This is a genomic window from Marinobacter xiaoshiensis, from assembly GCF_031631795.1.
In the GTDB taxonomy this organism is placed as follows: domain Bacteria; phylum Pseudomonadota; class Gammaproteobacteria; order Pseudomonadales; family Oleiphilaceae; genus Marinobacter; species Marinobacter xiaoshiensis.
In genome coordinates, this window is the sequence record NZ_JAVMBO010000007.1 from 421,420 (window position 1) to 446,536 (window position 25,117).

The 25,117-nt window shown below is 53.7% G+C and carries 23 protein-coding genes; 18 read left to right on the forward strand and 5 right to left on the reverse strand.

Annotation, left to right across the window (positions count from 1 at the left end; genetic code table 11):
- Window positions 1–35 precede the first annotated feature (35 nt).
- The 3 genes from can to RKA07_RS05735 all read left to right on the forward strand — a co-directional run bounded on the left by can (window position 36) and on the right by RKA07_RS05735 (window position 3,145).
- The gene (can, locus tag RKA07_RS05725) at window positions 36–716 is read left to right on the forward strand and encodes a carbonate dehydratase (RefSeq protein WP_200369223.1); all 681 of its coding nucleotides are present in this window, start codon (window positions 36–38) and stop codon (window positions 714–716) included.
- Between the two features lie 30 nt (window positions 717–746).
- On the forward strand, window positions 747–1,811 hold the full coding sequence (locus RKA07_RS05730; RefSeq protein ID WP_310965834.1) for a class I SAM-dependent methyltransferase: 1,065 nt from the start codon (window positions 747–749) through the stop codon (window positions 1,809–1,811).
- 191 nt (window positions 1,812–2,002) lie between these two features.
- Window positions 2,003–3,145, forward strand: a complete 1,143-nt coding sequence (locus tag RKA07_RS05735) for a class I SAM-dependent methyltransferase (protein WP_310965835.1) — start codon at window positions 2,003–2,005, stop codon at window positions 3,143–3,145.
- A gap of 10 nt (window positions 3,146–3,155) precedes the next feature.
- Here the strand turns inward: RKA07_RS05735 and RKA07_RS05740 are convergent, their stop codons facing one another.
- Window positions 3,156–3,776, reverse strand: coding sequence for a riboflavin synthase subunit alpha (locus RKA07_RS05740; RefSeq protein ID WP_200369226.1), 621 nt, complete (start codon window positions 3,774–3,776; stop codon window positions 3,156–3,158).
- Window positions 3,777–3,973: 197 nt separating this feature from the next.
- Between RKA07_RS05740 and RKA07_RS05745 the strand changes: the two genes are divergently transcribed.
- Genes RKA07_RS05745 through RKA07_RS05765 form a run of 5 tightly spaced genes read left to right on the forward strand, consistent with a single transcriptional unit; the run spans window position 3,974 to window position 8,269 of the window.
- Window positions 3,974–4,879 carry a hypothetical protein gene (locus tag RKA07_RS05745; protein ID WP_310965836.1) on the forward strand — a complete coding sequence of 302 codons (906 nt, stop codon included), beginning with the start codon at window positions 3,974–3,976 and terminating at the stop codon, window positions 4,877–4,879.
- A 60-nt stretch (window positions 4,880–4,939) separates the two neighbouring features.
- A complete protein-coding gene (locus tag RKA07_RS05750) occupies window positions 4,940–5,617 on the forward strand; it encodes a TetR/AcrR family transcriptional regulator (RefSeq protein ID WP_200369228.1) in 678 nt (225 codons plus the stop codon).
- 55 nt (window positions 5,618–5,672) lie between these two features.
- On the forward strand, window positions 5,673–6,173 hold the full coding sequence (locus tag RKA07_RS05755; protein ID WP_417538504.1) for a L,D-transpeptidase family protein: 501 nt from the start codon (window positions 5,673–5,675) through the stop codon (window positions 6,171–6,173).
- A gap of 33 nt (window positions 6,174–6,206) precedes the next feature.
- Complete coding sequence (locus RKA07_RS05760; protein ID WP_200369230.1) at window positions 6,207–7,487, forward strand: mechanosensitive ion channel family protein; 1,281 nt, start codon at window positions 6,207–6,209, stop codon at window positions 7,485–7,487.
- On the forward strand, window positions 7,487–8,269 hold the full coding sequence (locus RKA07_RS05765) for an S-methyl-5'-thioinosine phosphorylase (RefSeq protein WP_310965837.1): 783 nt from the start codon (window positions 7,487–7,489) through the stop codon (window positions 8,267–8,269). The genes RKA07_RS05760 and RKA07_RS05765 overlap by 1 nt, the downstream gene beginning before the upstream one ends.
- Here the strand turns inward: RKA07_RS05765 and RKA07_RS05770 are convergent.
- Together RKA07_RS05770 and mfd are read right to left on the reverse strand one after the other, a co-directional pair.
- Complete coding sequence (locus tag RKA07_RS05770; protein ID WP_310965838.1) at window positions 8,244–9,008, reverse strand: CsiV family protein; 765 nt, start codon at window positions 9,006–9,008, stop codon at window positions 8,244–8,246. The two genes, RKA07_RS05765 and RKA07_RS05770, sit on opposite strands and share 26 nt — an antisense overlap.
- Window positions 9,009–9,052: 44 nt before the next feature.
- Entirely contained in the window at window positions 9,053–12,583 is a 3,531-nt protein-coding gene (gene mfd, locus RKA07_RS05775; protein WP_200369233.1) for a transcription-repair coupling factor, read from the reverse strand.
- 186 nt (window positions 12,584–12,769) lie between these two features.
- Between mfd and RKA07_RS05780 the strand changes: the two genes are divergently transcribed.
- The 10 genes from RKA07_RS05780 (at window position 12,770) to sthA (ending at window position 23,180) form a co-directional block, all read left to right on the forward strand.
- Window positions 12,770–14,239 carry a glyceraldehyde-3-phosphate dehydrogenase gene (locus tag RKA07_RS05780; RefSeq protein WP_435404609.1) on the forward strand — a complete coding sequence of 490 codons (1,470 nt, stop codon included), beginning with the start codon at window positions 12,770–12,772 and terminating at the stop codon, window positions 14,237–14,239.
- A 263-nt stretch (window positions 14,240–14,502) separates the two neighbouring features.
- Window positions 14,503–15,849, forward strand: coding sequence for a Na(+)-translocating NADH-quinone reductase subunit A (locus tag RKA07_RS05785; RefSeq protein ID WP_310965840.1), 1,347 nt, complete (start codon window positions 14,503–14,505; stop codon window positions 15,847–15,849).
- A 4-nt stretch (window positions 15,850–15,853) separates the two neighbouring features.
- On the forward strand, window positions 15,854–17,062 hold the full coding sequence (locus RKA07_RS05790; RefSeq protein ID WP_200201106.1) for an NADH:ubiquinone reductase (Na(+)-transporting) subunit B: 1,209 nt from the start codon (window positions 15,854–15,856) through the stop codon (window positions 17,060–17,062).
- The gene (locus tag RKA07_RS05795) at window positions 17,055–17,858 is read left to right on the forward strand and encodes a Na(+)-translocating NADH-quinone reductase subunit C (RefSeq protein WP_200369236.1); all 804 of its coding nucleotides are present in this window, start codon (window positions 17,055–17,057) and stop codon (window positions 17,856–17,858) included. Before RKA07_RS05790 ends, RKA07_RS05795 begins: the two co-directional genes overlap by 8 nt.
- Window positions 17,859–17,860: 2 nt before the next feature.
- Window positions 17,861–18,526, forward strand: coding sequence for an NADH:ubiquinone reductase (Na(+)-transporting) subunit D (locus RKA07_RS05800; RefSeq protein WP_200369237.1), 666 nt, complete (start codon window positions 17,861–17,863; stop codon window positions 18,524–18,526).
- On the forward strand, window positions 18,526–19,134 hold the full coding sequence (gene nqrE, locus RKA07_RS05805; RefSeq protein ID WP_200369238.1) for an NADH:ubiquinone reductase (Na(+)-transporting) subunit E: 609 nt from the start codon (window positions 18,526–18,528) through the stop codon (window positions 19,132–19,134). The genes RKA07_RS05800 and nqrE overlap by 1 nt, the downstream gene beginning before the upstream one ends.
- Window positions 19,135–19,171: 37 nt before the next feature.
- A complete protein-coding gene (nqrF, locus tag RKA07_RS05810; RefSeq protein ID WP_200369239.1) occupies window positions 19,172–20,398 on the forward strand; it encodes an NADH:ubiquinone reductase (Na(+)-transporting) subunit F in 1,227 nt (408 codons plus the stop codon).
- Between the two features lie 9 nt (window positions 20,399–20,407).
- Entirely contained in the window at window positions 20,408–21,460 is a 1,053-nt protein-coding gene (locus RKA07_RS05815; protein ID WP_310965841.1) for an FAD:protein FMN transferase, read from the forward strand.
- Window positions 21,461–21,472: 12 nt separating this feature from the next.
- The gene (gene nqrM, locus RKA07_RS05820; protein WP_200369241.1) at window positions 21,473–21,721 is read left to right on the forward strand and encodes a (Na+)-NQR maturation NqrM; all 249 of its coding nucleotides are present in this window, start codon (window positions 21,473–21,475) and stop codon (window positions 21,719–21,721) included.
- A 67-nt stretch (window positions 21,722–21,788) separates the two neighbouring features.
- Entirely contained in the window at window positions 21,789–23,180 is a 1,392-nt protein-coding gene (sthA, locus tag RKA07_RS05825; protein ID WP_200369242.1) for a Si-specific NAD(P)(+) transhydrogenase, read from the forward strand.
- 11 nt (window positions 23,181–23,191) lie between these two features.
- Here the strand turns inward: sthA and RKA07_RS05830 are convergent, their stop codons facing one another.
- Together RKA07_RS05830 and RKA07_RS05835 are read right to left on the reverse strand one after the other, a co-directional pair.
- Window positions 23,192–23,986: a glycerophosphodiester phosphodiesterase gene (locus RKA07_RS05830; protein ID WP_200369243.1), complete on the reverse strand. Its 795-nt coding sequence runs from the start codon at window positions 23,984–23,986 to the stop codon at window positions 23,192–23,194.
- Entirely contained in the window at window positions 23,983–25,110 is a 1,128-nt protein-coding gene (locus RKA07_RS05835; protein WP_200369244.1) for a 3-deoxy-7-phosphoheptulonate synthase, read from the reverse strand. Before RKA07_RS05835 ends, RKA07_RS05830 begins: the two co-directional genes overlap by 4 nt.
- Window positions 25,111–25,117 lie beyond the last annotated feature (7 nt).

Consider the following 25,117-nt stretch of genomic DNA (forward strand, 5'->3'; position numbering starts at 1 on the left):
AATCACGACCGGGAATCACGAAACGGAGCCTGTTAATGGGCCAGCTTGACCATCTTCTTGAAAAAAACCGGGCCTGGGCAGATGCCATCAGAGCCGATGATCCGCAGTTCTTTCATCGCCTCTCGAATCAACAGGCGCCGGAATACCTGTGGATTGGCTGCGCTGACAGCCGGGTGCCGGCCAACCAGATTGTGGATATGCCTCCGGGTGAGCTTTTTGTGCACCGGAACGTTGCTAACGTCGTCGTCCATACCGATTTCAACTGCCTGTCGGTTTTGCAGTTCGCCGTAGAGGTGTTGAAGGTCAAGCATGTGCTTGTGGTTGGCCATTATGGCTGCGGCGGCATCAAGACTGCTCTGCGCAATGAGGGCTTTGGTCTCATTGGTAACTGGCTTAGGCATGTGCAGGATATTCGGGATCGTCATCAGTCTGTACTCAGTGCCTGTAGTAACGAGAATGATCAGGCTGATCGGCTGTGCGAACTGAATGTTATTGAGCAGGTTGGGCATGTGTGCCAGAACAGCATTGTTCAGGAAGCCTGGAAGCGCGGCCAACGGCTGAACGTTCACGGCTTCGTGTACGATTTGGCAGACGGCATACTCCGGGATATGGGGTTATCTGTTTCCGGGGCTCAGGACTGGGAACAGATCAAACAGAACAGTCTGGATGAGCTGGTATTGCGCCCTGTGCGCTCGGGTCGTCAGAAAAAAGTCTAGTATTCATCGCAAAACGGCATCATTCGATTCATGCAGAGTATAACTGGCTCCGGCTTACCTAATTCCCATCAGGCATTGCTTAAAAACCAGCATCTGTTATCCGGCCGGCTGGCTTTGTTGGGTATTTCATCGGCACATTTGCTGCCAGCGCTCCCTTGTAGCGGCCTTGCCATGAGCGAGCACGCGGGTGTTTTCCGCGCGCTGGAGTGCCATGATGGCTGGCAGGCTGCCTTTGGTTATGACGATCCGGCGCTGGCTGACAGCAGCTATGACAGCATCGTGGTGTTTTTGCCAAAAGCCCGTGCCGAGTTGGAAATGCGCCTTGCGCTGGCCCGCTCCCTGGCGGCAGACAATGCACGATTGATACTGGTCGGGGAGAAAAAAGAAGGCATAGCGGGTGCCATCAAACAGCTTAAAGCCGTTGCGCCCCGGGCATCAAAGGCAGACAGCGCACGCCATTGTCAGGTCTGGTGTGCAGATTCGATTGAGCCGGTTCCCGGGTTCCGGGTTCAGGACTGGTTGAGCTGGAGCACCGTTGAGTGTTCAGAAATCTCCATTGACGTTGCGGGGTTACCCGGGATATTCAGTCAGGATGGCCTCGACAAGGGAACACGCATGTTGCTGGAGACACTGGCAGAACAGCCCATGCAGGCAGACAGGCTGCTCGATTTTGCCTGTGGTGCGGGTGTCATTGGAGCATGGATTCAAGCCTGGCAAGCAGCAAAGCAAACCCCTGTTGCCAGTATCGATGGCGTGGACGTCCAATCTCAGGCGGTTATCTGTGCAAGGGAAACCTACCAACGCAACTGCGCCGAGGGCAGCATTGTCGCTTCTGACGGCCTGGCCGGGGTTGACGGCCTCTGGCCCGGAGTTATCAGTAATCCTCCCTTCCATACCGGTGTAAAAACCGACACCTCCATGACAGAACAGTTTCTTCAGGATGTGAAGCGGCAGTTGCAGCCAGGTGGCGAATTACGATTGGTGGCAAACAGTTTTCTGCCCTACGAAGCGTTGATCAAACGATATATAGGCAGAGTTGAGCGCCTGCGCGAAGACGGGCGCTTTACCGTTTACCGTGCTTTCCGGGGCCAATAACGAAAAAAGCCCCTGGGGTGAGGGGCAAAAGGTTCGCTTCCATAAAAAAAGGAGCTAACCGAGAATGAGTTTGAGAAAAGCCCTCGTGATGAAAGCCTTCCTAAAAGTGAACAAAACGAACAATAGGGTTAATTTCTAGAGTAATCAGCCTAAAATGGCTGCTTTACACGAACTCCCTCTGGATGCCTGATATGACAACCGCTGTGCTGGAATTTCCCGGTGGTCGCCTGACCCTCAATCGCCCCGGCACCGATGATCCAAGCCTGCGGGCCTGGAGCTCTGCCGACGAGCTGCTCCTGCAGGAAGCTTTCGAGCATTTGGCAATCGCGCCTGACTCGCGGGTTCTGGTTGTTGATGATCAATACGGCGCCCTGACCCTGGGTCTGTCTCCATTTTCGCCTGATGTAGTTGCTGATAGCGCCCAGCTAGGCTCTGCATTGGCCTTGAATGCCGCTCTGAACCCCGCTTGTGCCGCTCCAGAACGTGTTTTCAGCTGGTTACAGCCGCCTGTTGGTACCTATGACCTGATTCTGCTGAAGATTCCCCGTGAAACCGACTATCTGGATTGGTTGTTGCGTTGGTCCAATGGTGCGCTCAAGCAAGCCGGGGTCATATTGGCGGCCGGGATGATCAAGCATCTTCCGGATCGCAGTGTGGATGTATTTGCCAGAACGGTGAATGTTGAGAAAGTAAGTCGGGCGGTGAAGAAAGCCCGGTTGATTACCTGTAGCCAAGGTGAGGCCAGTCTGGATAATTGGCCTGGAATCTGGAAAGGGTATGACCTGGAAGCGCCTGGCGCCCGCGTTAATGCCATGCCAGCCGTATTCGCCCGGGAGAAGCTGGATATAGGCACTCGGCTGATGTTGCCCCACCTGAAGCCTGCCATCGAATCCTGCCGTCCTTGCGCCCGTGTACTGGATCTGGCCTGCGGAAACGGCGTGCTTGGGCTGAGTGTGTTGGCTATTCGGGCCGATATTGAGATGACATTCAGTGATGTGTCCAGCCAGGCCGTATTGAGTGCTCGCAGCAATGTAGAGACTGCATATCCTGATGCCAAGGCATCATTCCTGCACGCGGATGGCATTAGCGGCGAGCAGGCGTTATTTGATCGAATCCTGCTGAATCCGCCGTTTCATGAAGGCGGCGTGGTGGGTGACCATATCGCCTTGAGGTTGTTTGAGCAGGCGGCGCAGAACCTGTCTGATACTGGCCGTTTGATCATGGTGGGGAATCGGCACCTGGGTTACCACAAAAGTTTGCGCCGATACTTTTCGCAAGTGCGGCAACTCGATGCCAACCCCAAATTTGTTGTCTTCGAAGCCTGGCGTGGTTGAGCCTAAGGCTTTACCGGGGTGAAGCTGGTCGGTCATAACCCAGGCGCGCCAGCGTATCCACGATGGTTTGTGTCTGGCTGTCGATCTCGATATTGACCGTCATGCCTTCTTCTATGTCACCAAAGGTTGTGGCCCTCAGGGTTTCAGGTATCAGGTGAACGTTGAACCGATTGCCGTCTACCTCGCCAATGGTCAGGCTGGCGCCGTTGATGGCGATATAGCCTTTCGGGAAAATGTAGCGCGCCCATTGAGTCGGAACTTCAAACCATAGGGTTACATTGTTTTCCGGCCGCAGAATCTCAACAACTTTGGCTGTTGTATGTATGTGCCCCGAAAGCAGGTGGCCCCCGATCTCATCCCCGATACGCGCTGCCCGTTCAAAATTAACCGATTGCCCTGGCGCCAGGTTGCCGAGCGTTGTCAGCCTGAGAGTTTCCTGCATGGCATCAAAAAACAGCGTGTTTCCGGTTTGTTTGGTAACTGTGAGACAAGTGCCGTTGATTGCGACAGAGGCACCAATGGTGACCCCTTCTGTGCTGTTATCCGGCAAGCGGATAGCGAAGGTGCTTAGCCCGGTTGCTGCGGTAACGTCTTCCACAACAGCAATACCTTGAACAATACCTGTGAACATAGCAGACCTCATTGGGGAGCAGAGTGCGGCATAGGAGGGGAAGGATAACGACCGAGATTGCTGTTGCCAAGCTTGAGTGTTTTCGCTGAGCGTTTCGCCTGCCAAATGTGCGGCTCAAGATATATCGGGTGCTGTCGATACCCTCTAATAAGACCTGCCGCCAGAGGGAGGCTCTTTAACGAACTGGAAAAATTGCGATGGCTCAGAATCAGACCGCTGCAGAGGTACGAACGGGAACGGCTCAGGGAGCTGTATTAAGACCCGGGCGTGCGGCTGACCCTGTGCCGGATAAGGCTGCGTTAGCTGCAAACCAGAATACTCAGCAAGATAGTGCCAGTGTTTCTAAAAGCGTCAGCCGTGGTGATGCAGGGAGCGGCGTAAAAGAAGAACCAGGAAAGGGTGAAGAGCAGGCAGATAAAGAGCCGGACGTTGGTGCTGAAAGCCCTGAGCAGACCAAGCCCATGTTGGCGGAATCACGCCAGCGAAAGCTAAGATTGATGCTGCGCCAGTGTGATCGCGTGCTGCTGATGGATTTTGAGTTGCTGGCGATGAATGATTGGCCTGACAATTTCAGCGTTGCAACGGCGCGTCGGAGCCGGGATTTGTGGGTTTTCAGTGCGCTGGTGGCTGCAGTTGTGTTTCTCAGCGGGTTGACAGGCATTGTGCCTGCGTGGGTTGCGGGCGGCGGGTTTGGTGCCTTTATTATTATTGTGCTGCTGGGTATTCCGGTGGTTCGTCGCGTTTATACATCTGCGCCTTCCTATCTGGATTTGCTGCTCAAGCGCCAGCGCCTGATGCGGGATGCGCGAAAGCACGCAGAACACCTTGAAGGCAAAGAGGGATTGATCTGGCAGTGTGCCCGCATGGCGGACTATAACCCCGTTCTGAAAAACACACGATTCAGCAACCTTTTGCGTCTGTCGGAACAAAAAGCGCTACCTCGGGCTCTGTCCCGTCGTGAGCATGTGAGGCTCTACCTGATTTATCTGCTTGAAGCGGAGAAGGCGTATAGCCGGGTTCAGGCTGCATTTTTGGAGGGCAACCAGGAGGCAATAGACGAAGGTTGGCAGGCAGCCGTGGCACAGCCCGAGGACAGAACTTGACATAAATGTGCTTCAAACGTATGTTTCAAACAGACGTTTGCTAGAGGCACTGAAAACAAAATGGCCCAGTCAGATACTGTTGACCGAATTCTGGATGCTGCAGAAGAGCTGTTCGCTGAGCGTGGTTTTTCAGAGACGTCCCTGCGTATGATTACCAGCAAGGCAAAAGTAAACCTTGCCGCTGTTAATTACCACTTTGGCTCAAAAAACGCACTTATACATGCGGTTTTTGGACGCTTTCTTACCCCATTCTCTGCAACGCTTGAAAAGGCATTTGATGAGCTGGAATTGCGTTGCGACGGCAAGCCACCAACCCTGAATCAAACTCTGTGGGTTCTCACAGAAAGTGCCGTACGCATGCCTCAGCGCAATGAAAAGGGTATTTCAATCTTTATGCGTCTGCTTGGGCTGGCCTATACCCAGTCGCAAGGGCATTTGCGCAAATTCCTGGAGCAGGAATACAGTGAGCCCTTCAGCCGTTTCATGCGGCTTCTCAAAGAAGCAACCCCACAGCTTTCTGCTGTAGATCGATACTGGCGTATTCAGTTTATGCTGGGTGCGACGGCCTTTACCATGTCCAGTAGCGATGCGTTACAGGACATCCTGCGTAACAAACTGGGTGTGGACACTACGGTTCAGGAGATTGCTGCGCGCCTGGTGCCCTTCCTTGCCGCCGGCATGCAAGCTCAGGATACCCTGCTGACTCCCCGGGTTGAAAACAAGATCCCGGTTGCCTGAGCTGCACCCTCTCGGTTAGGCTTCCCTCTGAATTCCAGAGGGAGCCAATATCGTTGTGAGCCACCACAACCGCAGTGCCTGTTCGATTGACATCTGCCTGGACGACCAGACGCTTACGCTGCGTGATGAGCGCGGTGTCGCCATTGCCTGTTACCCGGTGTCTACTGCCCTTAATGGTGCGGGTGAGCGGGATGGCAGCGGTTGCACTCCGAGAGGGGAGCACTACATCCGCGCCATGATTGGTGCCGGGCTGCCTCAAGATACAGTATTTCGTGCCCGCCGCCCTACAGGGGAAATCTACAGCGCCGAGTTAGCGGCTGCCAACCCTGGCAGAGACTGGATACTGAGCCGCATTCTCTGGCTTTGTGGCCTGGAGTCAGGCAGGAATCGTGGTGCTGGTGTCGATACCTTTCGCCGCTTTATATACATACATGGCACCCCGGATACAGAGCCAATGGGATTGGCGTTGTCTCATGGCTGTGTCCGTATGCGCAACGCGGATGTCATTGAGCTGTTTGGCTATGCCCACACGGGCATGCCAGTTACTATCCGCTGAACCCGAATTAACAAGATTGATTAGAGGATTCCGATGATCGGAGAAATGATGTCCACGCTTAATGGCTGGATCGCGAACTTTGGTGTCCTGTCTGAGGCATGGCGCGTGAGCATTGTGGTGTTCGCGCTGGTGTTCGGTACGGCTACGATTGCCTATGTTGCCAGCCATATTATTGGAGCACTGGAAAGCAGGTTCTCCAAAACCAACAACATCTGGGATGACGCCCTGTTGCATGCCACCCGTGCACCGGTAGTGGCATTTGTATGGCTGCAGGGAATCTATTGGGCTGCGGAGGTGGCGCATCACTACTCATCCGCAGAGATATTCAAGGCCAACGGAATCCTGCTGCAGGTTGGCTTCATTTTCATTTTTGTCTGGGCGTTGCTCAGAATGATCAAAGAGCTGGAGAACATCGTTGTCTCTCCGGTAAAAATGAAAAAGCCGATGGATTACACCACGGTTAACGCTATCAGTAAGCTTTCCCGAGCTGTTGTCATTATTACGGCTGTGCTGATCAGCTTGCAGTCTTTGGGTTATAGTCTTTCAGGTGTGCTTGCTTTTGGTGGGGTGGGTGGTATTGCTGTGGGCTTTGCGGCCAAGGATCTGTTGGCAAACTTCTTCGGGGGGTTCATTGTTCATCTCGACAGACCGTTCAAGGTAGGCGACTGGATTCGCTCTCCCGATCGTAAAATCGAGGGCACGGTTGAACACATCGGCTGGAGGGTAACCACTATCCGGACGTTTGATAAGCGCCCCCTGTATGTCCCCAATGCAACTTTTACAACCATCGCAGTAGAAAACCCCTCGCGAATGACCAACCGGCGTATTTCCGAGACCATTGGTATCCGTTATGCCGATGTCAGCCAGATGGCTACCATTGTTTCAGATATCCGCTCAATGCTTGAAAAGCACGAGGATATTGACGGTAAACAAACGTTGATTGTTAATTTTCTGGCGTTTAGCCATTCGTCTCTGGATATCATGGTGTACGCTTTTACCAAAACGACCCAGTGGGTTCGTTTCCACGAAGTCAAGCAAGATGTGCTCCTGAAAATCAGCGACGTAATCGAGAGCCATGGTGGCCAGGTGGCCTTCCCGACTCAAACCATCCATTTTGGTGATGAAGGCAGGCTGCCCGGGCAGAGCAAAGATCGGGATGCGCAATCTGAGAGTGAGGATGCGCGCACTGAAAAAGGCGACGCACAGCGTGTATCCCGCAACCAGGACAGTAGCAGGCGTGATCGCAATCGCCGCCACGATACCCAGGCCGGTGATGTGGGCGAGCAATCCCTTGATGCAGGAGATGGAGACTGATGTCTGACGGTGGTGGAGTAGTCGGTATTATTGGTGGTACAGGCCTGACAACTCTTTCGGGCCTGGAAATCACCGGAACACGCACGCGTGAGACGCCTTGGGGGTCACCTTCATCTGTGCTGACTGATGGGCACCTTGATGGTCAGCCGGTGGTATTTTTATCCAGACACGGTAACCCTCACAGGATACCGCCCCATCAAGTGAACTACCGGGCCAACATAAAGGCACTATACGATGCGGGTGTGCGCACGGTTATCGGCGTAAATGCGGTCGGCGGGATACATCCGGATATGGGGCCTGCCTGCGTGGTCATCCCTGACCAGATTATCGATTACACCTGGGGCAGGGCAGGGACCTTTTTTGAGGGTGATCTGGAGCAGGTAACTCACATCGACTTCACCTGGCCATACGATCAGGAAGCCCGGAATATAATTATGCAAGCGGCAAAGGTGCACGGTGTGCCGTTTGCCGGCTTTGGTGTTTATGGTGCAACCCAGGGCCCAAGGCTGGAAACAGCCGCTGAAATACGGCGCATGGAGCGGGATGGGTGTGATCTGGTTGGAATGACCGGTATGCCTGAAGCCGCGTTGGCCGCTGAGCTGGGCATGCGCTATGTGTGCCTGGGCCTGGTGGTTAACTGGGCTGCCGGGAAGACAGAGCAGATTATTACCATGGCCGAGATTGAAGCGGCCATCGATCAGGGAATGTCTGGCGTCAGACGCATTCTTGAAGTCTCGATGGCCGGCCTCGGTAAGCTTAAGGTGTTGCCTCAATCTTCTTGAAGAACACCAGAACGCCGATGGTGGGGGAATCCAGAAAGTGGATTTCCTCGCTTCGCATCCTGCGGGTTTCGCGTATCCATGTAAGCAGTTCCAGTGGTACTTCAGGCTGAAGCGCCAGGCCTGTGCCTGTCGCAACCGGCATGGCGTCCGTTCCCGCGCCCTCTGGCAAGCTGTTCACGCTTTGGGGTTCGCCGGTGTTGACCGCCTTGGTTGCAGAGGCGGCAATTTTCCCTTGCTGCCAATGGTTCAAATGAACCGCAACGTGCAGATAGCGCTGCCTGTCGATGGTAATATGCCCTTCAATTGCTCTCTGGCCGGCCTGTTCCAGCCAGTCTCCTATCTCAACGCGCAACGGTTGGCCTTTGTAGTCTGGCGGGAACGCTTCATACCAGCCTGCTGACATGAGCACGCGATAATGCCCGCTTCTTTCTAGCCGGTTTGCTGCATTTCCCAAGTGCAATTCGTTGCGGTTAACGAGTTTCAGGGAGGAGGTGGTGGCACCGCCAGAGCCCACACTGTAAAGAGTTTTAGTGGTTTCCACCGGTGCATCTGCTTTGCGTGTTGCCATGTGCTCATTTACTGCACCTGGTTCGATGATGCGTTCCAGAATCACAAACTCGGCCCGGTAATAGTCGTTGGGCGTTTGCTGGGCATGGCTTGCCAGTGAAATGGCTGCCAGAACGGCCGTCAGTAGTGTGTGTGCCCAAAGCCGGCACAAGCGGTTACCATCAGTCTGCAAGAGAATGCTCCAGTTTTGTTCAAGCCTGTGTATCCAGGCAATAATCAGGCGGTCGCCGCGTTTTTTGCGGGCAGTAGTTCGCCCAACATTGCGGAAATGCCGTCGAGTTTACCACTGGTTGAGGTGTCCTTCAGCCGAAAACGGAAGCTGTTGGCACCTTCAAGGCGATAGGCGTCCGGCGCGGATTGCATTTTCTTAATCAGCACAAGCGGGTCTACGGGGGTAGAGTTGCCAAACTCAAGGCGAGCCCACTCCTTGCCAGCGTCTACCTTCACTATGCCCAGCGCTTCGGCCTGGAGCCGTAGCTCGGTTTGTCGTATCAGGTTTTTTGCCGGTTCCGGTAATAATCCGAAGCGATCAATCATCTCAACCTGAAGTTCTTTTAATCCATCGCGGTCTTTCACGCTGGCAATGCGCTTGTAGAGCATGAGCCGGTTATGAACATCAGGCAAATAATCTTCCGGAATCAGTGCGGGTATGCGCAGGTTCATCTCCGTGCCGTGGCTCAAGGGCAGTTCGGCATTGGGTGTGCGGCCTTCCCGAATAGCTTTCACGGCTTCGTCCAGCAGCTGCATATACAATGTGAAGCCAATGCTCTCTATTTGACCGCTCTGCTCATCGCCCAGCAACTCGCCCGCACCGCGAATCTCCAGGTCGTGAGTTGCCAGCATAAAGCCGGCGCCAAGATCCTGGGCTTCGGAAATGGCTTCCAGTCGCTTTTTGGCATCCGCACTTATAGCTTTTGGTGGCGGGGTCAGCAGGTAAGCGTAGGCTTGGTGGTGAGAGCGGCCAACCCGGCCACGGAGCTGGTGCAGCTGTGCCAGGCCGAATTTATCTGCCCGCTCAATAATAATGGTGTTGGCGCTGGGAATGTCGATGCCGGTCTCGATAATGGTGGTGCAGACCAGCACGTTGAAGCGCTTGTGGTAAAAATCCGACATGATGTTTTCGAGTTGTCTCTCTCGCATCTGGCCATGGGCAACACCCACTCGGGCCTCCGGGACCAGGCGCCGTAAATCCTCGGCGGTTTTTTCAATGCTGGACACATCGTTGTGCAGAACATAAACCTGGCCACCCCGGAGAACTTCGCGCAGGATCGCCTCCTTAACCATGGCGTCGTCGCGCTGGCGCACAAAGGTTTTCACTGACAGGCGCCGTGCGGGCGGGGTGGCAATGATAGACAGGTCACGCAAGTGCCCCATGGCCATGTTAAGGGTTCTGGGAATGGGTGTTGCTGTAAGGTTCAGCATGTCCACTTCGGCGCGAAGCGCTTTTAGCTTTTCTTTCTGCCCTACGCCGAAGCGGTGCTCTTCATCAATAATCACCAGCCCAAGATTCTTGAACTTGATGTCGCCCTGAAGCAGTTTGTGGGTGCCTATGACAATATCGGCCTTTCCATTCTCAATGGCTTCCATGGCTTTGTTGGTTTGGGTTGCGCTGCGGAAACGGCTCAGCAATTCAACAGTGACCGGGGTGTCGGAGAAGCGGTCGCGGAATGAATCATAGTGCTGTTGGGCCAGCAGGGTTGTGGGTACCAGCACCGCCACCTGCTTTCCAGACCAGGTGGCCATGAAAGCCGCGCGCATGGCGACTTCGGTTTTGCCGAAGCCGACATCTCCACACACCAGTCTGTCCATGGGCTTTTCATTGGTCATGTCTTCGAAGACAGCTTCGATGGCCATCTGCTGATCCGGTGTTTCCTCAAAAGGGAAGCCGGCTGCAAACGCGCGGTAGGCTTCTTTCGGATCTTCAAAGGCGAAGCCTTTACGGGCTTCGCGCCGAGCGTATACATCCAGAAGCTCTGCTGCCGTGTCACGGATTTTTTCGAGGGCTTTCTGTTTGGCTGTGCTCCAGCGCTCAGTGCCCAGTTTGTGCAGTGGGGCATGCTCTGCATCTGCTCCAGCGTAGCGGGATATCAGGTGCAGGCTGGATACTGGTACATAAAGCTTTGAGCCGCCAGCGTATTCGAGCATCAGAAATTCGCTGGCTTCCCCTTCAACTGTAATGGTTTCAAGGCCAAGGTAGCGGCCAACGCCGTGATCAATGTGTACAACCGGAGCGCCGGTGCGTAGTTCCGACAGGTCACGGTAGCCGTCGTCATTCGCTTCTGTCGGTTTGTCCCGGCGGCGACGTTGTAGTACTCGTTCGCCGAACAGGGCCGTTTCGGTGATCAGCGCAAGATGCTGCTCAGGCAGTACCAGTCCTTGTTCCATCGGAGCGACGGTGATGCCCAGGGTGGATTTCTTATCGGCCAGGAAGTCCTGCCAGCTTTCAAAGGCTTGCAGTCGCAGTTGGTGCTCTCCCAGGTTATCTATCAAGGCTTCGCGTCGCCCGGATGATTCGGCGCAAATCAACACTCGCCCGGCGAAGTCCTTGATGAAACGCTTCAGGCGGCCGGCAGGGTCCGCCGCTCGCGCATTCATGGCGATTTCCGGTAGCGCTTCGCTGTGGCAATTGACGGCGCCACTGCCTTCCGCCACTTCCGGGGTCATGGTTACCCGCGGGAAGGCTTTGAGGTGGCCAAACAGTTCATCAGTCAGCAAAAACAGCTTGCCAGGCGGAAGGATCGGGCGATGCCTGTCGTGCCGGCGCTCCTCGTAGCGATTGCGGGTTTCCGAATCAAAGTGACTAACCGCTTCGTTCAGCCCTTCAGCAGTAAACACCTGTGTGGTGGTCGGCAGGTAATCGAACAGGGTGGCTGTTTGGTCGAAAAACAGCGGCAAATAGTATTCGATGCCCGGCGGTGTGATGCCGTTGCTCACGTCCTGGTAAACGGGGGACTCTTTGTCTGCATTCGGGAACTGCTCGAACCAGCGGCCACGGAATGCAGAGCGGGCTTCTTTGTGCCATGGGAACTCATAGGCAGGCAGAAGCTCGATGCGTTCAATCCGGTCAATGGAACGCTGGGTTTCCGGATCAAAGGTGCGGAGTGTTTCGACTTCGTTATCGAACAGGTCGATCCGGTAGGGCAGATTGGAGCCCATGGGGAATATATCTAGAATCGAGCCGCGAACGGCGTACTCACCATGCTCGTAAACATTTTCGGCATGTCGATAGCCCGCAGTAGCCAGTTGGAGGCGCCAGTTGTCCAGATCCAGGGACTGTCCGGTTTCCAGTAACAGTGTGTTGCCCTGCAGGTAGCTGACAGGTGGCAGTCGGTGCATCAGAGTTCGGGCAGGCACCACAATAAGCCCGTGCTGCGTGCTTGGCAGGCGGTGCAGGGTGCGAATACGCCGTGACGTTATATCCTGATGCGGTGAAAACAGATCGTAGGGCAGGGTTTCCCAATCAGGCAGAGACAGCAACTCCAGGCCGTCCTCTGTCACCGTGGCGCCGTCTTCCTCCGGTGGCAAACCCAGAAAGAAACGCATGGATTGCTCCAGCCGGATAGCTTCGGCCGTACTGCGGGTGATGACCAAGGTAAGCCCCTTGTGTGCCCTGGCGCTCTCACAGATAGCAAGAGCGCTGCTGCTGCCATGCAATTGCCCCCAGGTGCGATGATCGGCCGGTTTTTCAGGGAATGACGGCGCAATCAGTGTTTGCGGCGAAGCGGAAGTCGGGGCACCTTGATTCATGGGCAGTCGTGTTCTCCTGCTGTGGGGGTTGGGGAGCCGGTGAGGCGGCTATTCTAACGCCGCTAGATGCCAGTGTCATGGCGGTAAGTCTAAGAGGTTCGTGCCAGTTCGTATTTGCCGTTAGCCTGTTTAAGTTGGATAATGCCCGACCTGAATTATTCCACGTGTGAAACAGGGGTCCCTACCGTGAGCCACGAACAGACGAACCAGTGCCTATCCAACTGGATGGACAGAGAATCCAAGGCGGAAGCTATGATTCCGCTGATCGGTCGCCTTTACCGCAAGAACAACGTTGTTACCTCGGTATATGGTCGCGCCATTATCAACCAGTCAGTTATTGATATTATCCGCGCCCACAGATATGTGCGTCAGGTAGAAAATAACGAGCTATCTGTAAACGATACCTTGCCCATCCTGCAGATTATGGATCAGATGGAACTTGGGCGTGCGCACGTTGATATTGGCAAGCTGGCTGTAAAGTTTAAAGAGCAGGGCGGTGATCTGGCCGAATTTTTGCAAAATGAAATTGGATCAGTGGCTGGTCAGTATTCTGCGCAATCGGAAGAAGACGCCAGTAATGGCACCAAAGATGTTGTGCTATACGGCTTTGGCCGTATCGGTCGCCTGCTTGCCCGCATTCTGATTGAAAAGGCAGGTGGCGGTAATAACCTTCGTTTGCGTGCCATTGTGGTCCGTCAAGGCGGTGCCGAGAACGATCTTGAAAAGCGTGCCAGCCTTCTGCGTCGTGATTCCGTCCATGGTCCCTTCAATGGCACCATTCGCGTTGATGCAGAGCAGTCTGCACTGATTGCCAACGGCAACTTCATCAAAGTTATCTACTCAAACGGTCCAGATCAGGTGGATTACACCCAGCATGGCATCAATAACGCCATTGTTGTGGATAACACTGGTATTTGGCGTGATGAAGAAGGTCTTGGTTTGCACCTCAAGTCCAAGGGCGTTAGTCGCGTCATTTTGACGGCGCCAGGTAAGGGCGACATCAAGAATATTGTTTACGGCATCAATAACGACTGGATTACCGACGAAGACAAGATTCTGTCGGCGGCTTCCTGCACCACCAACGCCATTACCCCGGTGCTGAAAGCGATCTACGACGAGTACGGCATTGAAGATGGCCACGTTGAGACTGTTCACTCCTACACCAACGACCAGAACCTGATTGATAACTACCATAAAGGCAGCCGCCGTGGCCGCAGTGCTGCACTGAACATGGTAATTACCGAGACAGGCGCTGCAAAAGCGGTTTCCAAGGCTCTTCCTGAGCTGAAAGGCAAGCTCACCGGTAACGCGATTCGTGTTCCTACCCCGAACGTATCCATGGCAATTTTGAACCTCAATCTCAAGAAAGAGGTTGATGTGGAAACGGTAAACGACTATCTGCGTGAGATGGCTTTGCACTCAGAGCTGCAGAAGCAAATCGATTTCGTGAACTCGCCGGAAGTTGTATCGACCGACTTTGTTGGCTCGCGGCATGCCGGTATTGTTGATGCCCAGGCCACGATTGCCGGGGGTAAGCGCTTGATTCTGTACGTTTGGTACGATAACGAGTTTGGTTATAGTGCTCAGGTAATCCGCGTGGTTAATCAGATGGCGGGTATTAACTACCCCATCTTTCCGAAACGCTCACGCGACTGATGGAAGGCGTCTGAGTTGGCGTTGACAGTTCCACGAGCCCGGTGTCGAAAGTCGCCGGGTTTTTTTGTTAACGATGGCGGGTTGCTGTGGGTTTACAATCCCGTACAAACCCGTTCTCGTTTCAGGTGGAAATAGCTTGCCTTAAACTCTATAATTGGCGCGAATTTGGGTATGTCTGGCTCCCTGTTTCTCAACTTGTTCTGGGCCGCTGGTGTCAGGCAATACGAATCCACAAAATAGTTTCTGATGATTGGATGAGGCTAATGATTAAGATCAAAAAAGGCCTGGATCTTCCCATCAGCGGCGCTCCCGAACAGACCATTACAGACGGTAAGCCAATTCGCCATGTGGCGTTAATTGGTTTCGACTACATCGGCATGAAGCCGACGATGGCTGTTAAAGAAGGAGATCGTGTCAAGCGCGGTACGCTGCTGTTCACGGACAAGAAGACCGAAGGCGTTCGTTATACATCACCTGCTGCTGGTGTGGTGAAAGAACTCAATCGCGGTGAGCGACGGGTATTCCAGTCAATTGTCATCGAGATTGATGGCGATGAGGCTGAGACCTTTGCCAGCTTCAAAGCTGCGGACCTTGCGGGTCTTGAGCGTCAGCAGGTGGTCGACAATCTGGTTGAGTCCGGCTTGTGGGCGGCCCTGAAAACGCGCCCTTACAGCAAGGTGCCAGCAATCGATTCCGCACCTCACTCTATTTTTGTCTCCGTTATGGACACCAACCCGTTGGCTGCAGATCCCACGGTGGTGATCGCCGAGAATGCAGCGGCCTTCGAAAACGGCCTGACCATTCTGAGCCGCCTGACTTCGGGCAAAGTGTTTGTCACTGGCCGGCCTGGCTCCAATGTTTCTGTTCCCAAATCAGATCAGATCGACGTTCAGCAGTTTGATGGCATACACCCAGCTGGCAATGTTGGTACCCATATTCATCACCTTGATCCGGTTTCTGCCACCAAGACGGTCTGGGCAGTTAACTACCAGGACGTGATCGATATCGGCCTCTTGTTCACCACCGGTGAGCTGAATGTTAGCCGCGTCGTTGCTCTTGGCGGCCCCAAGGCATTGAAGCCGCGTTTGGTGCGTACTCGTATTGGCGCAAGCCTTGCGGAACTTGTTGATGGCGAAACACCTACCGGTTGTGAAGTCCGCGCGATTTCCGGCTCTGTATTTGGCGGACGTCGTGGAGACGGCCCTGTTGCCTATCTTGGCCGCTTCGCAAACCAGGTATCCCTGCTCGAGGAAGGCCGCAAGCGGCATTTCCTTGGCTGGTTGACCCCGGGCGCCAACAAGTTCTCGGTTCTTAACATCTACCTCTCCAAGTTTCTGGGTGGCAAGAAGTTTGACTTCACAACCACTACTAACGGTAGTGAGCGTGCCATGGTTCCAGTGGGTTCCTACGAGAGGGTGATGCCCCTGGATATTTTGCCGACTCAGTTGTTGCGTGCACTGATTGTAGGCGATACGGAAATGGCTCAGAAGCTCGGCGCTCTGGAGTTGGAAGAAGAAGATCTGGCGCTGTGCACCTTTGTGTGCCCGGGTAAATATGAATACGGTCCGATTCTCCGCGAGAATCTGACCCGAATCGAAATCGAGGGCTAACACAATGTCTATCAGACAGTTTCTCGATGGAATCGAGCATCACTTTGAACAGGGTGGCAAGTACGAGCGCTGGTATGCTCTGTACGAAGCAGCCGATACTATTTTCTATACGCCCAGCTCAGTAACGGGTACAACCTCACACGTGCGCGATGGTGTAGACCTGAAGCGCATAATGATCACCGTTTGGTTGTGCGCCTTCCCGGCAATGTTCTTCGGCATGTGGAATATTGGTTTCCAGGCCAACAACTTCCTGGCTTCCAATCCTGATGCGCTGATCGCCGACGGCGGATTGCGCACTGCCTTTATCCAGGCTCTTGCAGTAACCGGAGCGGGTGCCGGCATTTGGGATAACTTCGTATATGGAATGGCCTACTTCATTCCGGTTTACGCGGTGACCTTTATCGTTGGTGGTTTCTGGGAAGTGCTGTTTGCTACCGTGCGTCGTCACGAAGTAAACGAAGGCTTCTTTGTAACCTCTATCCTGTTTGCACTGATCTGCCCGCCCTCGATTCCTCTTTGGCAGGTAGCCTTGGGTATTACCTTCGGTGTTGTGATTGGTAAGGAAGTGTTTGGCGGTACTGGCAAAAACTTCCTCAACCCGGCACTGACCGGTCGTGCCTTCCTGTACTTTGCCTATCCTGCGCAAATCTCTGGCGACACCGTGTGGACGGCTGTTGATGGTTTCAGTGGCGCAACTGCACTGAGCTGGGCTGCAAGTGGTGGCCTGGAAGCGCTGGAAGCAAACATTGGCTGGATGAATGCCTTTGTTGGCAACATTCAGGGCTCAATGGGTGAAACGTCTACCATCGCCGTGATGATTGGTGGTTTGGCACTTGTCGCGATGCGCATTGCAAGCTACCGAATTGTTGGTGGTGTGTTGATTGGCATGATCGGCACAGCTGTTCTCATGAACGTTATCGGCTCCGAAACCAACCCCATGTTCTCGGTTCCAGCTCACTGGCACCTTGTAATGGGTGGCTTTGCCTTCGGCATGATGTTTATGGCAACCGACCCTGTTTCAGCCGCCATGACCAACACCGGCCGCTGGTGCTTCGGTATTCTGGTAGGTGTGATGACCATTCTGATTCGGGTTGTTAACCCGGCGTTCCCGGAAGGCATTATGCTGGCGATACTGTTCGCCAACCTTTTCGCGCCGCTGATGGATCACTATGTGGTTCAGGCAAACGTTAAACGGAGGCTCGCTCGTGGCTAAGCCTAAAGAAACTGTCTCCAGAACGCTGCTTGTCGCTCTGGTACTGAGTATCGTGTTCTCCGTAGTGGTATCAACCGCTGCGGTAATGCTTCGCCCAGCCCAGATCAAGAACCAGAATCTGGACATCAAGACCAATATTCTGGCGGCGGCGGGTATGCTACCAAGTGGAGCAAGCGCCGATGAAATCGAAAGCGTTTTCTCCCAGTTTGATGTGCGCCTGGTCGATCTGGATACCGGTGATTATGTAGAGCCGTCTTTCGTGGATGTAAATGATCCAATGAAATACGACATGTACAAAGCCGCCTCAGACCCAAAGATGTCAACCAAGATTCCGTCGTCTGAAGACAAGGCTGGTATCAAGCGTCGCCCTAACATTGCCAAGGTATACACCTTGAGCGAAAACGGGGAAATGAAGCGAGTGGTATTGCCGATTCACGGCTATGGCCTCTGGTCTACACTGTATGGCTTTGTGTCTCTTGAAGGCGATCTGAACACTATTGAAGGCCTTGGCTTCTACGCCCATGCAGAAACACCTGGTTTGGGCGGTGAAGTGGATAACCCGCGCTGGAAATCCCAGTGGGTTGGCAAAGAGCTTTACGGTGAGGATAAAACCGAGCCACAGATCCGCCTGATGAAGGGTGGCGTAAGCGCCAACGCAGCCGATAAAGAGCACAAGGTTGATGCGCTTTCCGGTGCAACACTGACCAGTCGCGGCGTTGAGCACTTGGTCAATTACTGGATGGGTGACCGGGGTTACGCACCGTTCCTCAAGAAACTTCGTGAAGGGGAGGCCTGATCATGTCTGAAATGACCGCCAAACAGGTTCTTTTCGAACCGATATTCAGTAACAACCCCATCGGGCTGCAGATCCTTGGTATCTGTTCTGCGCTTGCCGTAACTACCAGCATGAACGTAACCATTGTTATGTGCCTGTCGGTTATTGCGGTTACTGCATTTTCCAACCTGGCTGTATCGCTGGTTCGTACTCAGATTCCGGGCAGCATCCGGATCATCGTTCAGATGACCATTATTGCCTCTCTGGTTATTGTGGTGGATCAGATCCTGAAGGCCTATGCCTACGAGATCAGTAAGCAGCTGTCGGTATTCGTTGGCCTGATCATCACCAACTGTATCGTTATGGGTCGTGCCGAAGGCTTCGCCATGAAAAATGGCCCCTGGTTGAGTTTCCTCGACGGTGTCGGTAACGGCATGGGCTATTCGATCATGCTGTTGTTTGTGGCATTTTTCCGTGAATTGCTGGGTGCAGGTTCGCTCTTTGGCGTAACTCTGCTGACGCCGGTTAACGAAGGCGGCTGGTACATCACCAACGGCCTGCTTCTGTTGCCGCCAAGTGCCTTCTTTATCATTGGCCTGGCTATCTGGGGGTTGCGTACCTGGATGCCGGAGCAAGTTGAAGAAGAGGACTACAAAATGTCCCGCCACACCCATAAGGAGGCCTTCTGATGGAACACTATATCAGTCTGCTCCTCAAAGCCGTTTTCATTGAGAACATGGCACTCGCGTTCTTCCTGGGCATGTGTACGTTCCTTGCCATTTCCAAGAAGATTGAAGCGGCGACAGGACTTGGTATTGCTGTGGTGGTGGTTCTCACCCTGACAGTTCCAGCTAACAACCTGATCTACAACAACATCCTGCGTGAGGGCGCGTTGTCCTGGGCTGGCTTGCCTGATGTGGATCTGAGCTTCCTTGGATTGATCACCTACATCGGTGTTATCGCGGCCATCGTTCAGATCATGGAAATGATTCTGGATAAATACATCCCGGCACTTTACTCCGCATTGGGCGTGTTCCTGCCGTTGATTACGGTGAACTGCGCCATCATGGGTGCTGCACTGTTCATGGTAGAGCGTGATTATACGTTCAGCGAAAGTGTGGTTTATGGCTTTGGTGCGGGTGTGGGCTGGGCTTTGGCCATCGTTGCTCTGGCAGGTATCCGTGAAAAGCTGAAGTACAGCGACGTTCCAGACGGGCTCCGTGGCCTGGGCATCACCTTCATTACTGTTGGTTTGATGTCCCTTGGCTTTATGTCCTTCTCAGGGATTTCCCTGTAATTCACCCGGTGATTCGGTTTAACGAAAAGGCGAGACCATGTATACAGAAATAATACTCGGCGTGGTCATGTTCACCGTTATCGTTCTGGCGCTTGTCGCGATTATCCTCGCGGCAAGATCCAAACTGGTAAGCACCGGTGAAGTGACTATCGAAATCAATGACGATCCGGAACATACCGTGAAAACGGAAGCCGGTGACAAACTACTGGGCACCTTGGCGGGCAGTGGGATTTTCCTGTCGTCTGCCTGCGGTGGCGGCGGTACCTGTGCACAGTGCAAGTGTAAGGTTCTTGAAGGCGGCGGCGCGATGCTCGCTACTGAGAAGACCCACTTCACTAACCGTGAAGAAAAAGAAGGTTGGCGCTTGTCGTGTCAGGTTCCGGTTAAGCAGGATATGAAGATTGAAGTGCCGGAAGAGTTTTTCGGCGTCAAGAAGTGGGAGTGCGAGGTTGTCTCCAACCATAACGTTGCCACCTTCATCAAAGAGCTGGTGCTCAAGTTGCCGGAAGGCGAGGAAGTTGACTTCCGTGCCGGTGGTTATGTACAGCTGGAGTGTGCTCCTTACGAAATCGACTTCAAGGATTTCGATATCGAGAAGGAATTCCATGGTGATTGGGATAAGCACGACATCTGGCGCTACAAGGCCATCAATAGGGAAGATACTGTTCGCGCATACTCCATGGCAAATTACCCGGAAGAGAAGGGTGTTCTCAAGTTCAATATCCGTATTGCCACACCACCTCCGGGAACTGATCACCCGCCGGGCATCATGTCCAGCTATGTGTTCAACCTCAAGCCGGGTGACAAGGTAACAGTAATGGGGCCGTTTGGTGAGTTCTTCGCCAAGAAAACAGATGCTGAAATGGTGTTTGTTGGTGGTGGTGCCGGTATGGCGCCAATGCGTTCCCACATTTTCGACCAGCTGAAGCGTTTGAACTCCAAGCGTAAGATCAGCTTCTGGTACGGCGCTCGCAGTGTTCGCGAGATGTTCTACGTGGAAGACTTCGACATGCTTGCCAAAGAGAACGATAACTTCGAGTGGCACGTTGCTCTTTCAGACGCACAGCCTGAGGACAACTGGGAAGGCCCAACGGGCTTTATCCACAACGTACTCTACGAAAACTATCTGAAGGACCATCCTGCTCCGGAAGATTGTGAGTACTACATGTGTGGGCCCCCAATGATGAACGCATCTGTAATCAAGCTGCTGAAGGATATGGGTGTAGAAGAAGAAAACATTATGCTGGATGACTTCGGAGGTTAAACCTTTCACATGACATCCAGTATCTTTGAACCCGCCCGGGCGGCCTTTACCAGCATCATGATGATGCTGGTACTGGTGGCCCTGGCGGGTTGCTCGTTTCAGCCAGATGAAGAAATCTGGGAGATCTCAGGGCCTGTGTTTGGCACCAGCTACCACATTAGTGTGGTTTTGCCGGAGGATCACCAGCGGCTTGAAGCATTGGCACAAGGCATTGAAGAAGCGCTCGACGGAGTTGATGCGTCCATGTCGACCTGGAGGGGCGACTCCGAGCTGTCAAAGCTTAACCGCCTTGAAGATCAATCGGATTGGACCCCGGTATCTGGCCCACTTTTTGAAGTGCTGTCCCGGTCGGCAGAGATTTCACGCCTGACTGAGGGTGCCTTCGATATAACTATCGGGCCAGTGGTCAATCTTTGGGGCTTCGGGCCCGATGCACGGCCTGTAGAGGTTCCTTCTGACGAGGAATTGGCACGAGCTCTGGCGTCAACGGGTTTTGAAACCCTTTCGCTGCGGGCAGATCCGCCTGCTGTAAGGGCTTCCTCGCCTCAGTATATCGACCTGTCTGCCATCGCTAAAGGCTATGGGGTAGACGTGGTGGCTCGTTACCTTGATAGTGAGGGCATAAAGGCTTATCTCGTAGAGATAGGTGGGGAAGTGCGCACTCAGGGGAAAAAGCCGGATGGCAGTGTATGGCGGCTTGCCATTGAGCAACCTGCAGAGGGTGAGGGGCATACCGTAAACCGTATTGTTACTCTGCCTTCAAAGGCGATGGCAACTTCCGGTGACTATCGTAACTATTACGAATCGGAAGGGCGTCGTTTATCCCATACAATAGACCCTGAAACTGGACAGCCGATTTCGCATAACCTGGCTTCTGTTACGGTGATTGCTGAAGACAGCATGACTGCAGATGCGCTGGCCACCGGTTTCACAGTGATGGGGTATGCGCGGGCAAGTGCGCTCGCAACGCGGGAGAATATTCCTGCCTATTTTATTATCCGGACAGAAAGCGGATTTGAGTCCCACCAGACTCCGGCGTTTTCTTCCTACGTTACTCAGTAAGGGGAGGGCAACATGGGTACCTTTCTTTTGGTTTTGTTAATAGTGGTTTTGCTGGTGGCCGGTATGTCCGTTGGTGTTATTTTCGGGCGCAAGCCAATCAGCGGTACTTGCGGCGGTATTGGCGCACTTGGGATCAGTTCATCCTGTGATATTTGCGGTGGCAACACCCAAAAGTGTGAGGAAGAAAACCAGCGTGTGGCGTCTGAAGCGGTAGCGGCGGATGACCTGGCTTACGATGCTTCCAAGGCTGGCCGGAAGTAGCAGCCGCCTGCAGAGTTTGAATAATTACAACTACTTTTCACGACGTAGATAAGGAGTCACTGCGCGCATGGCAGAACATCATTACGACGTCGTCGTTATCGGTGCGGGACCTTCAGGTGAAGGTGCGGCAATGAATGCGACGAAGCATGGCAAGCGTGTTGCTATCGTTGAAGACAAGCCTACAGTGGGAGGCAACTGCACCCATTGGGGTACGATTCCTTCCAAGGCTTTGCGTCACTCGGTCAAGCAGATCATTACCTTCAACACCAACCAGATGTTCCGGGACATCGGTGAGCCTCGCTGGTTCTCATTTCCCCGGGTACTGCAAAGTGCACAGAAGGTAATTGGTAAGCAGGTAAAGCTCAGAACCCAGTTCTATTCCCGTAACCGGGTAGATTTGATCAATGGGCGCGCATCGTTTCTGGACAAGAACCGGCTGGAAGTTCGCGGTAACAAGTCGGTCGAAACCCTGCATTTCAAACAGGTTGTTATTGCTACTGGCTCGCGCCCGTATTTGCCGCCCGATTTGGACTTCCGCCATCACCGGATATACAACTCAGACACCATTCTTAATCTTTCCCATACACCTCGCACGCTGATTATTTATGGCGCCGGTGTTATTGGCTCTGAATACGCATCTATCTTCGCGGGCCTGGGTGTGAAGGTTGACCTGATCAACCCGGGTAGCCGTTTGTTGTCGTTCCTCGATGACGAAATCTCCGATGCGCTGAGCTATCACCTCCGCAATAACGGTGTTCTGGTGCGCCACAATGAGGAATACGACTCTGTTGATGGTGACGACCACGGTGTGGTTCTTTCGCTGAAATCGGGTAAGAAAATCCGCGCAGATGCATTTCTCTGGTGTAACGGCCGAAGTGGCAACACTGATAGCCTGGGGCTTGAGAACATTGGCTTAACGCCAAATAGTCGGGGCCAGTTGGCAGTAGATGAACACTACCGAACCGAGGTGGATAACATCTATGCAGCAGGCGACGTGATTGGTTGGCCAAGCCTTGCAAGTGCAGCGTATGATCAGGGCCGTTCTGCTTCTTCAGACATCGTTAATGATGACTATTTCCGGTTTGTGACGGATGTGCCAACGGGCATCTATACGATTCCCGAAATCAGCTCTGTGGGTAAAACCGAGCGTGAATTGACGGAAGCCAAAGTGCCTTATGAAGTTGGCCAGGCTTTCTTCAAGGATCTTGCCCGGGCGCAGATTACTGGTGAAGCTGTGGGGATGCTGAAAATCCTGTTCCACCGTGAAACCCGACAAATTCTGGGTATACACTGCTTTGGCGACCAGGCTGCCGAGATTGTCCACATCGGCCAGGCCATCATGAATCAGGAAGGTGAGGCCAACTCACTGAACTACTTTATCAACACCACCTTTAATTACCCGACCATGGCAGAAGCCTATCGGGTGGCGGCGTTGAATGGTCTGAACCGGATCTTCTGACCGGTTCAGAATCAGTCGGCGGGTAATACTATATTATCCGCCTGCTTGTTTTCATTGCGTTCAGGTAGCGACAGGGAAGAGCGTGCGCGGTTATCGAAGAACATGCGTGTGCTTGTTGGGTAATCTGTGATAACGCTGTCTATGCCCATCGCTTCGAGCCGAAGCATGTCCTGGATGCTATTTACGGTCCAGCAGGATACGTGCATTTCTCTGCGACGTGCATTTTCCACGAGTTGTGGTGAGCACAGCTTCCAGTTGATGCATAAATATTCGCAGCCCAACCTTGCAGCTAGCCCAATTGGCCTGGGAAAGCGCCGCTCTGCTACCAGCCCCGTGCGAATGCGCTTGTTCCTTCTGCGAATTTCCTTCAGAAACCAGGTGTCTGCCGAGGTTATCGCAGCCGTTTGGTAGAGATTCCGGTGTTGAATGATCTCGGTTAGCCGATTGCAGAGGATATTCAGCCTTGCGCGACTGTCTGACTTTACTTCAAGCTGCAGATGTTCAAGATCCTGAAACTGATCCAACAAATCTTCAAGCGAAGGGATACCCGCTGGGGAGGGCCATGGGCTTGTGTTATTGCGAGCGTCCATTGCGGCAAGTTCTGCAGCGGTATATTGGGCTACTTCGCCTTTCTGGTCGGTGGTACGGTCGACTGTCAGATCATGCACCAATACCGGCTTCCCATCTTTGGAAAGTACTAAATCCAGCTCAAAATGCCTTACACCCTGCCGGTAGGCGTGCCTGAATCCGGGCAGGGTGTTTTCGGGGGCCTCACCTTTAGCCCCCCGGTGTCCGTAGACGATCATTCCGGTGCGTTACCTTTTAAACGTTGGTAAATGGCCTGGCGCTTTTTCCAGGTGTCGTGGCACAGATGTATATCTTCAAGGTAGGCAGGCAGTTCGTTCATAAGCAGTGCCTGAGGCCCGTCGACCAGGGCTTTCTCCGGTTTCGGGTGGAAGTCCACGAGCACCATGTTGGCCCCTGCAACCACGCCTTGGGCCGTCGCGTGCATGACATCGAGGATGCCGTCCGGGGCTTTTTCCCGGGTGCCCACAGAATGGGACGGGTCGACACAGACCGGCATGCGCGTGAGCCGCTTGACCGCGGGCACATGGGCGAAATCCACCATGTTGCGGTGCGGCTGGCCGGCTTCGGTTTTCATGCCGCGCAAACAGAAAATAACGTTTGCATTGCCTTCACTGGCGAGATATTCCGCAGCATTCAGGGACTCGTTCAGGGTAATGCCAAAGCCGCGCTTGAGCAGAACCGGATAAGTGCTTTGCCGGCCAATGGCTTTCAGTAATTCGAAGTTCTGGGTGTTCCGGGTGCCTACCTGAAGCATGACGCCCGTGGGCCGTCCGAGCTTTTCAAGGCAAGTATCAATTTCTTCAATGTGGCTTTCATGGGTGATTTCCATGGCCACCACTTTGATGCCGTGTTTGCCGGCTTTTTCAAATACCCAAGGCAGACAGCCCTTGCCATGCCCCTGGAACGAATACGGGTTGGTCCGCGGCTTGTAGGCACCCATGCGGGTGCACACCTGGCCATTTTCTTCCAGAGCTTTCAGCATCATCTCAACGTGTTCTGGAATGTCGACGGCGCAGAGCCCTGCGAAAATATTAAGATTCGACTGGTTGAAGTCGACACCGTTGTAGCTGAAACCTGTTTGTCGGTTGTCGTCCCGGTGGCGGCCAAGAATCCGGTAGTCCTCGGAAATTCGGATAGCACGCTCAACAGCTGGTAGGGCTTCGATATCTTCTTTATCCAGCGGCTTGGTATCGCCCAACAGGTATATTTCTGTCAACCGCTGGCTGACGCCCTGAATCTCATGTACCCGCACGGTCACGCCTGGCAGGTGTTCCAGATATTGCATTGTCTGCCGATAGGCGTCGCTATCCAGAGGCGTATTGGGGTGAAGTATGGCTAGCATGCTGTCT

Bases quoted from the DNA above. Each gene is read 5' to 3' on its own strand.
- sthA (WP_200369242.1), top strand. From the start codon at position 21,789: ATGGCAGAACATCATTACGACGTCGTCGTTATCGGTGCGGGACCTTCA.
- RKA07_RS05750 (WP_200369228.1), top strand. From the start codon at position 4,940: ATGGCCCAGTCAGATACTGTTGACCGAATTCTGGATGCTGCAGAAGAG.
- RKA07_RS05815 (WP_310965841.1), top strand. From the start codon at position 20,408: ATGACATCCAGTATCTTTGAACCCGCCCGGGCGGCCTTTACCAGCATC.
- RKA07_RS05785 (WP_310965840.1), top strand. From the start codon at position 14,503: ATGATTAAGATCAAAAAAGGCCTGGATCTTCCCATCAGCGGCGCTCCC.
- nqrM (WP_200369241.1), top strand. From the start codon at position 21,473: ATGGGTACCTTTCTTTTGGTTTTGTTAATAGTGGTTTTGCTGGTGGCC.
- nqrF (WP_200369239.1), top strand. From the start codon at position 19,172: ATGTATACAGAAATAATACTCGGCGTGGTCATGTTCACCGTTATCGTT.
- RKA07_RS05835 (WP_200369244.1), bottom strand. From the start codon at position 25,110: ATGCTAGCCATACTTCACCCCAATACGCCTCTGGATAGCGACGCCTAT.
- RKA07_RS05730 (WP_310965834.1), top strand. From the start codon at position 747: ATGCAGAGTATAACTGGCTCCGGCTTACCTAATTCCCATCAGGCATTG.
- RKA07_RS05760 (WP_200369230.1), top strand. From the start codon at position 6,207: ATGATCGGAGAAATGATGTCCACGCTTAATGGCTGGATCGCGAACTTT.
- RKA07_RS05790 (WP_200201106.1), top strand. From the start codon at position 15,854: ATGTCTATCAGACAGTTTCTCGATGGAATCGAGCATCACTTTGAACAG.
- RKA07_RS05800 (WP_200369237.1), top strand. From the start codon at position 17,861: ATGTCTGAAATGACCGCCAAACAGGTTCTTTTCGAACCGATATTCAGT.
- mfd (WP_200369233.1), bottom strand. From the start codon at position 12,583: ATGAATCAAGGTGCCCCGACTTCCGCTTCGCCGCAAACACTGATTGCG.
- RKA07_RS05740 (WP_200369226.1), bottom strand. From the start codon at position 3,776: ATGTTCACAGGTATTGTTCAAGGTATTGCTGTTGTGGAAGACGTTACC.
- can (WP_200369223.1), top strand. From the start codon at position 36: ATGGGCCAGCTTGACCATCTTCTTGAAAAAAACCGGGCCTGGGCAGAT.
- RKA07_RS05735 (WP_310965835.1), top strand. From the start codon at position 2,003: ATGACAACCGCTGTGCTGGAATTTCCCGGTGGTCGCCTGACCCTCAAT.
- RKA07_RS05830 (WP_200369243.1), bottom strand. From the start codon at position 23,986: ATGATCGTCTACGGACACCGGGGGGCTAAAGGTGAGGCCCCCGAAAAC.
- nqrE (WP_200369238.1), top strand. From the start codon at position 18,526: ATGGAACACTATATCAGTCTGCTCCTCAAAGCCGTTTTCATTGAGAAC.
- RKA07_RS05765 (WP_310965837.1), top strand. From the start codon at position 7,487: ATGTCTGACGGTGGTGGAGTAGTCGGTATTATTGGTGGTACAGGCCTG.
- RKA07_RS05745 (WP_310965836.1), top strand. From the start codon at position 3,974: ATGGCTCAGAATCAGACCGCTGCAGAGGTACGAACGGGAACGGCTCAG.